The sequence below is a fragment of the Geminicoccus sp. genome (assembly GCF_036263595.1).
In the GTDB taxonomy this organism is placed as follows: Bacteria; Pseudomonadota; Alphaproteobacteria; order Geminicoccales; family Geminicoccaceae; genus Geminicoccus.
Genome location: NZ_DATAGQ010000181.1, coordinates 1 through 11,495 on the forward strand (window position 1 = coordinate 1; position 11,495 = coordinate 11,495).

Genomic DNA, 11,495 nt, shown 5'->3' on the forward strand with positions numbered 1-11,495 from the left:
CACACGCTTGAGCTCGCTCTTGGACTTCGAGAAGCCGATCGCCGAGCTGGAAGGCAAGGTGAAGGAGCTCCGCCACCTCGCCACCGGCTCCGACCTCGACCTGCAGGAGGAGATCGCGAAGCTGGAGAGCCGGGCGGCCAAGCTGCTCTCGCAGACCTATGCGAAGCTGACGCCCTGGCAGAAGACCCTAGTAGCGCGGCATCCCGACCGGCCGCACTTCAAGGACTATGTCGCCGGGCTGATCGAGGACTGGACCCCGCTGGCCGGCGACCGTGCCTTTTCCGACGACAACGCCATTCAGGGCGGGCTGGGCCGGATCCGCGGCCGCTCCGTCGTGGTGATCGGCCACGAGAAGGGCCACGACACGGAAACGCGGGTGCGCCACAACTTCGGGATGGCCCGGCCCGAAGGCTACCGCAAGGCGATGCGCCTCATGCGCCTGGCCGAGCAGTTCGGCCTGCCGGTGGTGACCCTGGTCGACACGCCGGGCGCCCATCCCGGCGTCGATGCCGAGGAACGCGGCCAGGCCGAGGCCATTGCCCGCTCGATCGAGACCTGCCTCAGCCTGGAAGTGCCGCTGGTGTCGGTCGTGGTCGGCGAAGGTGCCTCCGGCGGCGCCATCGCGATTGCCGTCGCCGATCGCATCCTGATGCTGGAGCATTCCATCTATCCGGTGATCAGCCCGGAGGGGTGCGCCGCGATCCTCTGGCGCGCCAACGACAAGGCACCGGAAGCGGCCGAAGCCTTGAAGCTCACGGCGCAGGACCTGCTCGCCATGGGCCTGATCGATGCCGTGGTGGAGGAGCCGCTGGGCGGCGCGCATCGCGGCAGAGCCACCACGATCGGGCGGGTCGGGGACGCCATCGAAAAGCACCTGAGCGAGATCGAGGCGTTAGACCGCGGCGACCTGCGCCGCAGTCGCCGCGAGAAATTCATCCGCATGGGGCAGCCGGTCGAGGTCTGAGGCCGACGCTCAAAGACCGCCTGCGCCCGGGCGCAGGTGGCGCCACGCTGCTGGCACCAGTGCCAGCAGGGACACGGCCAGCAGGGGCAGCAGGATGTCCGGCTCCGTCATGATCGACAGGTCCGGGCTTCCTCCCTCAGCGAACACCCGGGCAAGGCCCGACCCGATGCTGGCCAGCACGAAGGTCGCCGGTGCGATGCCAAGAGCGGTCGTGATCACGAAGGTCGAAAGCGGCACCCGCAGCAGGGCCGGTACGATGTTGACCAGCCAGAACGGGAAGGCCGGGACCATGCGGAGCACCATCAGGTAGCTCCAGGCATCGTCCGCGAGCCCCTTCTCCAGCTTGTACAGCCGCGGCCCCGCCCACTGGTGCAATGGTCGCCCCAGGCTTGAGCGGGCCGCCAAAAAGGTGACCACGGCCCCGATCGTGGCCCCCATGACTGACAGGACCCCGCCCCAGAAGGTCCCGAACGCAAAACCGCAGGCCAACGTCACCCAGAGCGCGATCGGCAGGAAACCGGCGACGACGACCGCATAGACGAGCACCGCGACCAGGGGTGCTGCCAGCGGGTACGCCTCCACCATCCTCCCGAATTGCCGGTGGTAGCGCTCCAGAGTCTCGCCATCGAGATCGCCCAAAAAGGCGAAGCCGATCAGACCCACCAGCACGAGCAGGCCGAACGGCAGGATTCTCTTCATGGAACTGCTCCCGGGCCGCCGCCCTTGTCACCGGCATGGGCGGAAGCTAGTTCGCCCGGCAGTGAAAGCATCGCCGAGGCCGCCTGCCCATGAACACCCGTGATCATCTGATGGGGCTGCTGGCCGAACTGGGCATCGTCACCGCGACGGAGGAGCATCCGCCGGTCTTCACGGTGGAAGAGGCCAAGGCTCATACTTCCCACCTGCCCGGCGGGCACTGCAAGAACCTGTTCCTGAAGGACAAGCGCGGTCAGCTCTATCTGCTGGTCTGCCTGGACGAGCAGCAGGTGCGGATCAACACGTTGCAGAAGAGGCTGGGTGCTGCCCGCCTCTCGTTCGGCAATCCCGAACTCCTCCTGGCCACGCTGGGCGTGACTCCGGGCTCGGTCACGCCGTTCGCCCTGATCAACGACGTCGAGCGCAAGGTCCAGCCGATCCTGGATTCGAAGATGCTCCGCCACGAGGTCCTGAACTACCATCCGCTCACCAACGATGCGACCGTGTCGATCCGCAGCGAAGACCTGCCGCGGCTCCTGACCCATTGGGGGTATACGCCCATCATTCTCGACCTGGATGAGTTGGCCGCTGAAAACGAGGTGGAGTGACACGCACCCTCCAGGCTGCCAATTTTGACAGTTGGCCACTTGGGTAGTTGACCGGCCCCGCCACGCGCCTACCCTAGCCGCACGCCAATTGGTGTCTGCGGGAGAGACCGCGCGCGAGCGCGGCGCCGAAGGAGCAACCGCCCCGGAAACTCTCAGGCAGAAGGACCGCAGAGGACACTGGCGCTCTGGAGAGAGGCCGCGTCGTGCGGTCCACCGAAGGGGAGCGAAGCTGTCGGAAGATCCTTCCGGCAACTCCGTGTAAGCTCTCAGGTACGGGACAGAGGGGGCGTTGCCGATCCGGGAGACCGGGCGGCGTCGCATCTCCCGGAGGTCCTGTTGACCGATCACCTCAAGACCACGCCGCTGAACGGCCTGCACCGAGAGCTCGGTGCGCGCATGGTGCCGTTCGCCGGCTGGGACATGCCCGTCCAGTATCCGACAGGCATTCTCACCGAGCACCTGCACACGCGCTTGGCCGCCGGCCTGTTCGATGTTTCTCACATGGGCCAGTTGGTCATCACCGGCCCCGATCCGGCTGCGGCGATCGAGCGGCTGGTTCCGGCCGACATCGTGGGGCTGGGCGAGGGCAAGGCCCGCTACACCACGCTCACGGCCGAGGATGGCGGCATCCTGGATGACCTGATCATCACCAAGGACGCGCCGGACCGGCTGTTCGTCGTGGTGAACGCAGGTGGTGCGGAAACCGACCTCGCTCATCTAAAGACCCATCTCGAACCGGAGCACCAGGTCGTCCATCTGGCCGATCAGGCGCTCTTCGCCCTGCAGGGCCCGAAGGCGGTGGAATGCGTGGCGCGTCTGGCGCCCGAGGTAAGCTCGCTCGGGTTCATGGAGAGCCTCGTCACCAAGGTGCAGGGCCTGGGCATGCGGATCTCGCGGCTGGGCTATACTGGCGAGGATGGGGTCGAGATCAGTCTGCCGCCCGACTATGCGGTCAAGGTGGCACGCACCTTGCTGGCGATGGAGGAGGTGAAGCCGATCGGCCTGGGAGCGCGCGATTCGCTTCGGCTGGAGGCGGGCCTGTGCCTGTACGGGCATGACATCGACACCACCACCTCGCCGGTCGAGGCGAACTTGGCCTGGACGATCGGCAAGCGGCGCCGCGAAGGTGGCGGCTTCCCGGGTGCGGCGCGGATCCTGCGCGAGCTGGCGCAAGGCCCGCAGCGACGTCTGGTCGGCATCAAGCCGGAAGGTCGGGCACCCGCCCGCGAGGGAACCGAGATCGTCGCCGCGGATGGAACGCCCATCGGCAAGATCACGTCTGGCGGATTCGGCCCGAGTGTCGGTGCGCCCGTGGCCATGGGTTACGTCGCCAGTCCGCATGCCGCTGCCGGCACACCCATCCAGCTTCTGGTCCGCGGTAAGCCGCTCGCGGCCACCGTCGTCAAGCTACCCTTCACGCCACATCGCTATGCCCGCCGAGGAGCCTGATCAGCATGACCACGCGCTATACCAAGGATCATGAGTGGGTCCGGGTGGAGGGCGACGTCGCCACCACCGGCATCACCGACCATGCCCAGGAGCAGCTGGGCGATGTCGTGTTCGTGGAACTGCCGGAGGTCGGCAGGATCGTCGAGAAGGGCGGCGACATGGCCGTCGTCGAAAGCGTCAAGGCCGCCTCGGAAGTCTATGCCCCGATCTCGGGAAAGGTCGTCGCGATCAACGACGCGATCGTCGCCGAACCGGGCCAGGTCAATCTTGGCGCCGAAGGAGACGCCTGGTTCTGCAGGATCGAGGCGTCGAACCTCTCGGAGATCGAGGAGCTGATGACCCGCGAAGCCTATGACGACTTCCTGAAGACGCTGGACTGAGGTGGCTCGCATGCATCATCCGGACGTATCGCTCTCCTCGCTCGAAGACCATGGCGCGTTCCGTCGGCGCCATATCGGGCCGGATGCGGCCGAGCAGGCGGCCATGCTCGAGACCCTCGGCCTGACCTCGCTCGACGAGCTGATCGAAGAGACCATCCCCGGCTCGATCCTGTCCAAGGAGCCGCTCGCCCTCAAGCCGGCCGCCGACGAGCACGAGGCGCTGGCCGAACTGCGGGCCTATGCCGCCCGCAACATCGTCACCACCTCGCTGATCGGCACGGGCTATTACGGCACGCGGACGCCGAACGTGATCCTGCGCAACGTGCTGGAGAACCCGGGCTGGTACACGGCCTATACCCCATACCAGGCCGAGGTCAGCCAGGGCCGGCTCGAGGCGGTGCTGATCTTCCAGCAGGTTGTCCAGGACCTGACTGGCATGGAGATCGCCAACGCCTCCCTGCTGGACGAGGCCACAGCCGCCGCCGAAGCGATGGCCATGGCGCTGCGGGTCACGAAGTCGAAGTCGCGCCGCTTCTTCATCGATAACGATACCCATCCGCAGACGGTTGCGGTGTTGCGGACCCGGGCCGAGCCGCTGGGTGTCGAGGTCGTCCTGGGCGACGCTGCCGGCGAGCTGCCGGCCGAACTCTTCGGTGCCCTGTTCTCGTATCCCGGCTCCTCCGGTCAGGTCCGTGACCTGCGCAAGCCGATCGAGACCGTGCGCGCCAGGAGCGGGCTCGCCATCGTCGCGTCCGACCTCCTCGCCCTGGCCATGCTGAAGCCGCCGGGCGAAATGGGCGCCGACGTGGTCGTCGGATCGTCGCAGCGCTTTGGCGTGCCGATGGGCTTCGGCGGCCCGCATGCCGCGTTCTTCGCGACGAAGGACGTCCACAAGCGCACGATGCCCGGCCGGCTGATCGGTGTCTCGCGCGACGCCCAAGGCGGCACGGCGCTGCGCATGGCGCTGCAGACCCGCGAGCAGCACATCCGCCGGGAGAAGGCCACCTCCAACATCTGCACCGCCCAGGTGCTGCTGGCGGTCATGGCGGCCTTCTATGCCGTCTATCACGGGCCCGACGGCATCCGCCGCATCGCCGCTCGTGTGCATCGGCTGACCCGGATCCTGGCCCGCGGTTTGGCCGCGGTCGGCGTGACCGTCGAGACCACGGCCTTTTTCGATACGCTGACCCTCCATGTGCCCGGCCAGGCAGCCGCCATCCTGAAGACGGCGCATGACCGGGGCATCGACCTTCGGCCGCTGGATGCCGACCATCTGGGACTTTCGCTCGACGAGACGTCGAGCCGTGCCACCGTCGAGGCCGTCCTGGCCCTGTTCGGCGACCGTGTCCTGTCGGTAGCCGAGCTGGACGAAGGCCTGCCGGGCGTTCTGCCCTTGCCCCTGCAGCGGCAGTCGGCCTACCTGCAGCATCCGACCTTCTCGCTCTATCGCAGCGAGACCGAGATGCTGCGCTATCTCCGTCATCTGCAGTCCAAGGACGTGGCCCTCGACCGGTCGATGATCCCGCTGGGCTCCTGCACGATGAAGCTGAACGCGACCGCGGAGATGATCCCGGTCACCTGGCCGGAGTTCGGCCAGATCCATCCATTCGCTCCGGCCGACCGCTGGCCGGGCTACCGGATGCTGCTGGACGACCTGGAGAACTGGCTGGCCTCCATTACCGGCTTCGACGCTGTCTCCCTGCAGCCGAACGCCGGCAGCCAGGGCGAATATGCCGGCCTGCTCGCGATCCGCGGCTATCACCGTGCCCGCGGCGACACCGCCCGCGACGTCTGCCTGATCCCGTCCTCGGCCCATGGCACCAACCCGGCTTCGGCGGCAATGGCCGGCATGAAGATCGTTGTGGTGGCCTGCGATCCGCAGGGCAACGTCGATGTGGGCGACCTCAAGGCCAAGATCGCCGCCAACGAGGGCCGGATCGCGGCGCTCATGATCACCTATCCCTCGACCCATGGCGTATTCGAGGAGACCATCCGAGAGATCTGTCGCCTGGTGCACGAGGCCGGCGGCCAGGTCTACATGGACGGCGCCAACCTGAACGCGATGGTCGGCCTGTGCCGTCCCGGCGAGATCGGCGCCGACGTCAGCCATATGAACCTGCACAAGACCTTCTGCATCCCGCATGGCGGTGGCGGCCCCGGCATGGGACCGATCGGCGTGGGGGCTCATCTGGCGCCCTACCTGCCGGGTCATCCGCTGATGAAGGACGTCAACCCGGCCGCGGCGGATGGCGAGCCGGACCACACCGTCTCGGCTGCGCCGTGGGGCTCCGCCTCGATCCTGCCGATCTCCTGGATGTATATCCGGATGATGGGGGCGGACGGGTTGGCGGAGGCGACCAAAGTCGCGATCCTGAACGCCAACTACATCGCGAACCGTCTCCACCCGCACTTTCCCGTACTCTATCGCGGCAGCAAGGGCCGGGTCGCGCACGAGTGCATCATCGATCTTCGCCCGCTCAAGGAGGCGTCGGGCATCACCCCGGAGGACGTCGCCAAGCGTCTGGTGGACTATGGCTTCCATGCGCCGACCATGTCCTTCCCGGTGGTCGACACGCTGATGATCGAGCCCACCGAAAGCGAGAGCCGTCGCGAGATCGACCGGTTCTGCGATGCGATGATCGCCATCCGCCATGAGATCGCGAAGGTCGAGGCCGGCGTCTGGCCGCTCGACGACAACCCGGTGCGCAATGCGCCGCACGTGCCGGACGAGTTGCTGGGGCGGCCCTGGTCGCATCCCTACGACGAGGCGACGGCCTTCCATCCAGCCAGGCACCCGTTGTGGGACGACAAGTACTGGCCGCCGGTGGCGCGCGTCGACAACGTGTTCGGCGACCGCAACCTGGTCTGCTCCTGCCCGCCCATGGAGGCCTGGAACGAGGCGGCAGAATAGAACCGGCAAGATCCATCAGGTACCCGGCAGATCCTGCCGGGCACCTGCGCAAGAATATCGCGGCTCGCTGATTTCTTTCCACATTACTGGGCTCTGCCCTGCTTAAGAAATTCTTGGCGCGGCCTTTGCTAATCCGTTCCTCGGAAACTGACCCGAGGATCGATGAACGTGATTTCCCGTGGCCTTGTCCTGCTCGTCTGCCTGACGGTCGGCCTGCTGGCGATGTTCGTCCAGCCTCCCGCCGCCATGGCCGTGTCGGCCCGCATCAAGGATGTGGCCTCCTTCTATTTCGTCTGTTAACCTGCTGTTTTTGCTGCCTTGATAGCCTGAACCAATCTTATGGTCCCTATTCTGGCCCCTACTGCTGATCATGAAGCTGGGTCAGCTACCTTAGTTGAACAGATCCTGAGCTACTCTTTGTCCGGTCTACCTCCGCGTGCGGATCTCTGCCGATCCTCCATCTCGTGCCGGCAAGTCTGGTCCGAGGTCAAGGTAACCTTCCGGCTCCGGTCCTCCACGCAAAGAGCCGAGCAGGGCGTGCGCCCGGCATCGACGTAACGATGGCACCACGGGCACTTCATCGAAGGCTGGTCAGGCTGCATAGGACAGTGTTGTCTGCTGGCTTGGGAAACAACGCAGGTCGTAGATCCGACAGCTCAACGAATGACGGGTTCCACGGGCCATACCAGTCAGGCTGCTCCTGCCGGCTGTCCGGTCCATGCCACCCGCTCCACCGTCAGGAACAGGTCGCGGGTATCCCGCCCGCTGGCAAGGCGCTGTGCCATGCTGACGAGCTCGTTGCGCCCTAGCCGTTCCAGCAGCGCCTCGTACCTTGCCCGGCTCTGTGTCGCCAGGAGGCTGCCAGCGCTGAGCCGCGCCAGCTCGATTGGCTCGGCGGGTGCCGCAGGCGCAGCCTGCTGCCCCTGATCCTCCCACCGCCGCTGCTCCAGCCAGTTCGCCGGGTGCGGGATGTAGCGCTCGTGGATGCCGTCGGCGCGCCACTTGGCTGCCGCTGCTGCCAGCGCTGAGGCCAGCTGCTCCGCCGTCGCCTCCTGCCGAGCCTGCCGATACGCCTCCGCCGCTTTCTGCCTCCCCACCTTCCGCGGATTGGCCTGCCACCAAGTCTCAAACTCAGCGTCCAGATCACCCACACCATCCTCCCCCGGCAGGGGGACAAGAGGGGGTGTTTGTTTGGTTTTGGTCTTTGGTTTTGGATAGGGGGCAGGTTGCTGCCCGTTTGCTCCCTCATTTGCTGGAGCAGCTTCCTGGTCAGCCAATGGCTTAAGCTCGCGGCCCTGCCGACCAGCCTCGGCACGCTTCTTCGAGATCGCTCCGAGCTTCTCGCGAACAGATTGCTGCTTCTTCTGCGTCCAGGCGCCATCGTGGATCCGCCAGAACGGCAGCATCACCGGCTTGATCCGCTTCAGCCAGCGGTCCAGCGAGACCTTCGCCACCCTTGCCAGGAAGGCGTCGTCATCCCGCAAGGAGCAGCCAGGCGAGCGCCAGGCGGCGAACAGGAGCAGGAGGTAGGCGCCGTGCTCCTCGGTAGTCAGGTGGGTCGTGTCGGCGAGGTAGGCGTCGGTGTAGAACGGCATCGCCGGGAAATCGGCCATGGGATGTCTCCATGCGCCACCGGTCGCCGGCTGCATCGGCAGCGGCGTCAACCGGGCGCGGATGTAGGGGGAGATGCCGCCCCGGCCCAGGAGCCAGGGCGGCTGGTGGTCAGGCTGGTGTCAGATGGTCCGGACCGGTGTGCGCGAGGATGCAGGTGGACCTAATCAAGGGTCGTCTCCTCATCCGATGCTCCGAGCGCTTCCTTGACCTGACCCAGCCCGTAGACAGCTTCCTCCGACAAGGCCCAAGCCGCCTCCAGCTTGGTGAGGTCGGCACTCGGGCGGCCACGCAACGGCAGCACCAGGCCACCCAGCAGGAGCTTCAGTTGCACGGCCCGGCGCCACGCCTCGTCCAGGTTGTCGACGAGCTGGAGCCGGTCGACTTTGGCCAGGTCCGGCAGGCGGTCGGAAGCCGACTGGTTGGTCCTGGTCATGCCACATCCCTCCCGCCGATGATCGCCAACCGACGCTTGGGTTTGGCCGCAACCGGTGGCGTCCTCCCGTCCATCTGCTGCTCGATCAGCGTGATGCGCGCCGCAATCTGCGGGTCGCTGATGTCCAGGTATAAGAGCGCCGTGTCGACAAGGCTGTTCATCATGAGCCTGGCGCGCTCTGTATCCACCACGCAAGCGGCGGCCTCCTCCAGGTACGCGAGAACCTGTCCATAAGCGCGATCGGCACATCGTTGTGCCACAGCCCGCACAGCAGGAGGGGAAGACGTATCGGCCGCTCCTTTCCTCCCGCGTGTGTAAGCAGATGTAGCGTCAGAGAAGTCGAGCTCGATCTGCTGGATGCGCCAGTTCCACGGCCCCGGTCGCGCCATCGCGCGCTGGAGGGCAGGATCCACCTGCACCGGAACTCGCTCCTCATGCTTGATCGACTTGGGCGCCTTGGTCCTGGTCATGCCGAATCTCCCGGCGCTGCAGGGGCATCCACTCCAGCTGCCCGTTCCAGCCCGCTGGAGATCAGGATGCCGCGCAGGCTGCTGGCCAGCGCGCACATCTCCTGCTCGCCGATGCAGGACGGGGTGGGACCCATCATCTCCATGATTGAAGCCAGGCCGCGCAGGTCGAAGAGCAGGCCGTCCAGATCGACGCGTGTAGCCTGGTTCACAGAGCTCTGCTTCTTGCTCATGCCAGCTCTCCCTGGAACATCTGCTCGATGTCGCTGACGATCCCCAGCATCAGGAAGCCGTCGCTGTTGAGGCCAAGATCCTCGTCGCCGTCGTCCTCGGGATCGTCCGGATAGACAGCCTGCATGCCCTCCGGCACCTCGAGCCGCTCGCGCAGGAGCGCGAACTTGGCCTGCAGGTCTTCCAGCGTCAGAGCGCGAGTGTGAATGATCTCGTCGTCGAGCCCGGCCCAGGCGGCTCGCAGCGCCTCCTCCTGGTCAGGATCCCTGCCTTCGCCGAACTCGAGCCAGGTGCGATGGCGGAGGCAGCGCTCGTACCAAAGCGCCAGAAGGTTGCTCCCGCCAACAGCAGCGGCTCGTGCGGGAAGCTCGGGCGCAGGGAGCGAAAAGCCGACACCAGCGCAGGCCAAAGCGGCGAGCAGAGTGCGGCGGGAGGTAGAAGAGGATGTGGCGCCCGTGATATGGGCGTGATCAGCCGGTGACATGAGTCAAGCACCTCGTGTCGTGGGTTAGACCTAGCTTCGGATCATCACTCCGGAGCTAGGTCGCGCTGCGCGTTCGTGCGCATATGCTTGCAGTGTGAGCATTTTTGGCTTGCGTCAAGTGTCATGGGGCCATAGTGTGCGCACATGATCACGGCTGTTCAGTGCAAGATGGCGCGGGTTGCTCTAGCCTGGGGGGTGCGCGACTTGGCGCAACGCGCCAACGTTGCGCCAAGTACAATCAATCGCTTTGAGATGGGCCGCGTTGTACCGAATGCAGCGACGCTTGGGGCTATCCAGAGGTCGCTCGAAGCAGCCGGCATCGAGTTCATCTCGGAGAACGGCGGTGGGCCAGGCTTGCGCATCAGAAAGAGCACGTGAGGGGACGCCCGGGACCGCGGGTACCTGCCGAGTGAGCCGAAGGGGTTAAGGCGACTGCCGATGATGGCGCTTGATGTGATCGAGACGCGTGGATGACCAACCTCAGCGAGCGCATCAAGACGGGGATTACCCTCTTCGATCTTGCCAAAGCCATGGCGACGAGAAGGGGAAATCCGTTCGATCCGCCGTCAGGTGGAAGCGGCGTTAAAGCTACCCTGCCTGGGTTTATCGTCGACTACTGGCGGATCGACGAGCTTCACGTTGTGGAGGTGCGGCCGCGCTGGAGCCAGATGCACACCCTTGGATCAGCCGGTGGCTTCGACAGGCTGTTCTCTGCGCGCAGGAAGCACGATGAGTTTCTGATTACGACGTTCCAGCGTGGTGTGTGGGAGAGGCGGTTCCTGGGTCAGGTGAAGCCACTCCAGAAGCTATGAAAAGCCGTACTGCCTGATCAGGCCTTGGCCTGACGATCACGACAAGCCAAGGCGGCAGGACCTGGCGACATCGGTCATCCTCTCAACCTGGGCTCAGAGCTTCTCCCGCACGCCCTGCATCATTGCTTCAACAAAAGTTGGATCCGGTGGGCGACCGAAGGCGATCGTCGTGACCGGCTTCCACTTCCTGCCGATCAGGCGGTACTGCATCTCGCCATAGGCGCGCCAGTCGAGCTCGGGGCGGCGGGCGCTACAGACTGCGACGTCGATGACTTGCTCGAACAGCGACCGGCCAGACCTGAACAGCCCGAAGCTGCTCCCATCGGTGATGAACAAAGGTCGCGTCGCTGCTTGGTCGCATTCGGCGATCACCGTCCTGATCACCTCCGTCAGCGCATCGCCCTGCAGCCCCAGCACCGTCACGACAACGATGGGCCGTACTTTAG

At 65.8% G+C, this 11,495-nt stretch carries 15 protein-coding genes and 2 riboswitches; of the genes, 8 read left to right on the top strand and 7 right to left on the bottom strand.

The window, feature by feature from the left end; genetic code table 11:
* Positions 1-7: 7 nt before the first annotated feature.
* On the top strand, positions 8-964 hold the full coding sequence (locus tag VHL31_RS19565) for an acetyl-CoA carboxylase carboxyltransferase subunit alpha (protein ID WP_349262496.1): 957 nt from the start codon (positions 8-10) through the stop codon (positions 962-964).
* Between the two features lie 9 nt (positions 965-973).
* On the opposite strand, the gene VHL31_RS19570 is transcribed toward VHL31_RS19565, so the two are convergent.
* Positions 974-1,663: a TVP38/TMEM64 family protein gene (locus tag VHL31_RS19570; RefSeq protein WP_329662927.1), complete on the bottom strand. Its 690-nt coding sequence runs from the start codon at positions 1,661-1,663 to the stop codon at positions 974-976.
* 89 nt (positions 1,664-1,752) lie between these two features.
* Here VHL31_RS19570 and VHL31_RS19575 point away from each other — a divergent pair, with 89 nt between their 5' ends.
* From VHL31_RS19575 to VHL31_RS19595, 5 genes are all read left to right on the top strand, one after another.
* Complete coding sequence (locus VHL31_RS19575) at positions 1,753-2,268, top strand: prolyl-tRNA synthetase associated domain-containing protein (protein WP_329662928.1); 516 nt, start codon at positions 1,753-1,755, stop codon at positions 2,266-2,268.
* Positions 2,269-2,356: 88 nt separating this feature from the next.
* Positions 2,357-2,446: riboswitch (glycine riboswitch) on the top strand.
* A riboswitch (glycine riboswitch) is annotated at positions 2,447-2,559 on the top strand.
* Between the two features lie 42 nt (positions 2,560-2,601).
* Positions 2,602-3,717 carry a glycine cleavage system aminomethyltransferase GcvT gene (gene gcvT / locus VHL31_RS19580; RefSeq protein WP_349262497.1) on the top strand — a complete coding sequence of 372 codons (1,116 nt, stop codon included), beginning with the start codon at positions 2,602-2,604 and terminating at the stop codon, positions 3,715-3,717.
* A 5-nt stretch (positions 3,718-3,722) separates the two neighbouring features.
* Positions 3,723-4,097 carry a glycine cleavage system protein GcvH gene (gene gcvH / locus VHL31_RS19585; RefSeq protein ID WP_329662930.1) on the top strand — a complete coding sequence of 125 codons (375 nt, stop codon included), beginning with the start codon at positions 3,723-3,725 and terminating at the stop codon, positions 4,095-4,097.
* A 10-nt stretch (positions 4,098-4,107) separates the two neighbouring features.
* Positions 4,108-7,008 (top strand): aminomethyl-transferring glycine dehydrogenase, encoded by a 2,901-nt coding sequence (gcvP, locus tag VHL31_RS19590; RefSeq protein ID WP_329662931.1) that lies wholly within the window; start codon positions 4,108-4,110, stop codon positions 7,006-7,008.
* A gap of 162 nt (positions 7,009-7,170) precedes the next feature.
* Positions 7,171-7,308: a hypothetical protein gene (locus VHL31_RS19595; RefSeq protein WP_329662932.1), complete on the top strand. Its 138-nt coding sequence runs from the start codon at positions 7,171-7,173 to the stop codon at positions 7,306-7,308.
* 389 nt (positions 7,309-7,697) lie between these two features.
* On the opposite strand, the gene VHL31_RS19600 is transcribed toward VHL31_RS19595, so the two are convergent.
* From VHL31_RS19600 to VHL31_RS19620, 5 genes are all read right to left on the bottom strand, one after another.
* Positions 7,698-8,621, bottom strand: a complete 924-nt coding sequence (locus tag VHL31_RS19600) for a DUF1376 domain-containing protein (protein ID WP_329662933.1) — start codon at positions 8,619-8,621, stop codon at positions 7,698-7,700.
* 161 nt (positions 8,622-8,782) lie between these two features.
* Positions 8,783-9,055 (bottom strand): hypothetical protein, encoded by a 273-nt coding sequence (locus VHL31_RS19605; protein ID WP_329662934.1) that lies wholly within the window; start codon positions 9,053-9,055, stop codon positions 8,783-8,785.
* Positions 9,052-9,525, bottom strand: coding sequence for a hypothetical protein (locus tag VHL31_RS19610; protein ID WP_329662935.1), 474 nt, complete (start codon positions 9,523-9,525; stop codon positions 9,052-9,054). The genes VHL31_RS19605 and VHL31_RS19610 overlap by 4 nt, the downstream gene beginning before the upstream one ends.
* Positions 9,522-9,755: a hypothetical protein gene (locus VHL31_RS19615; protein WP_329662936.1), complete on the bottom strand. Its 234-nt coding sequence runs from the start codon at positions 9,753-9,755 to the stop codon at positions 9,522-9,524. The genes VHL31_RS19610 and VHL31_RS19615 overlap by 4 nt, the downstream gene beginning before the upstream one ends.
* The gene (locus VHL31_RS19620) at positions 9,752-10,237 is read right to left on the bottom strand and encodes a hypothetical protein (RefSeq protein ID WP_329662937.1); all 486 of its coding nucleotides are present in this window, start codon (positions 10,235-10,237) and stop codon (positions 9,752-9,754) included. Before VHL31_RS19620 ends, VHL31_RS19615 begins: the two co-directional genes overlap by 4 nt.
* A 168-nt stretch (positions 10,238-10,405) precedes the next feature.
* Here VHL31_RS19620 and VHL31_RS26735 point away from each other — a divergent pair, with 168 nt between their 5' ends.
* A complete protein-coding gene (locus VHL31_RS26735) occupies positions 10,406-10,615 on the top strand; it encodes a helix-turn-helix domain-containing protein (RefSeq protein WP_349262498.1) in 210 nt (69 codons plus the stop codon).
* A 92-nt stretch (positions 10,616-10,707) separates the two neighbouring features.
* Positions 10,708-11,049 carry a hypothetical protein gene (locus VHL31_RS19625; protein WP_329662938.1) on the top strand — a complete coding sequence of 114 codons (342 nt, stop codon included), beginning with the start codon at positions 10,708-10,710 and terminating at the stop codon, positions 11,047-11,049.
* Positions 11,050-11,142: 93 nt separating this feature from the next.
* Here the strand turns inward: VHL31_RS19625 and VHL31_RS19630 are convergent.
* Positions 11,143-11,495, bottom strand: a 353-nt coding sequence (locus VHL31_RS19630) for a hypothetical protein (RefSeq protein ID WP_329662939.1), incomplete at its 5' end; no start/stop codon positions are given.

What these genes read in the sequence shown, in the direction of transcription:
- VHL31_RS19570 (WP_329662927.1), bottom strand. Translation starts at nt 1,663, where the DNA reads ATGAAGAGAATCCTGCCGTTCGGCCTGCTCGTGCTGGTGGGTCTGATC.
- VHL31_RS19575 (WP_329662928.1), top strand. Translation starts at nt 1,753, where the DNA reads ATGAACACCCGTGATCATCTGATGGGGCTGCTGGCCGAACTGGGCATC.
- gcvH (WP_329662930.1), top strand. Translation starts at nt 3,723, where the DNA reads ATGACCACGCGCTATACCAAGGATCATGAGTGGGTCCGGGTGGAGGGC.
- gcvP (WP_329662931.1), top strand. Translation starts at nt 4,108, where the DNA reads ATGCATCATCCGGACGTATCGCTCTCCTCGCTCGAAGACCATGGCGCG.
- VHL31_RS19595 (WP_329662932.1), top strand. Translation starts at nt 7,171, where the DNA reads ATGAACGTGATTTCCCGTGGCCTTGTCCTGCTCGTCTGCCTGACGGTC.
- VHL31_RS19600 (WP_329662933.1), bottom strand. Translation starts at nt 8,621, where the DNA reads ATGGCCGATTTCCCGGCGATGCCGTTCTACACCGACGCCTACCTCGCC.
- VHL31_RS19605 (WP_329662934.1), bottom strand. Translation starts at nt 9,055, where the DNA reads ATGACCAGGACCAACCAGTCGGCTTCCGACCGCCTGCCGGACCTGGCC.
- VHL31_RS19610 (WP_329662935.1), bottom strand. Translation starts at nt 9,525, where the DNA reads ATGACCAGGACCAAGGCGCCCAAGTCGATCAAGCATGAGGAGCGAGTT.
- VHL31_RS19615 (WP_329662936.1), bottom strand. Translation starts at nt 9,755, where the DNA reads ATGAGCAAGAAGCAGAGCTCTGTGAACCAGGCTACACGCGTCGATCTG.
- VHL31_RS19620 (WP_329662937.1), bottom strand. Translation starts at nt 10,237, where the DNA reads ATGTCACCGGCTGATCACGCCCATATCACGGGCGCCACATCCTCTTCT.
- VHL31_RS26735 (WP_349262498.1), top strand. Translation starts at nt 10,406, where the DNA reads ATGGCGCGGGTTGCTCTAGCCTGGGGGGTGCGCGACTTGGCGCAACGC.
- VHL31_RS19625 (WP_329662938.1), top strand. Translation starts at nt 10,708, where the DNA reads ATGACCAACCTCAGCGAGCGCATCAAGACGGGGATTACCCTCTTCGAT.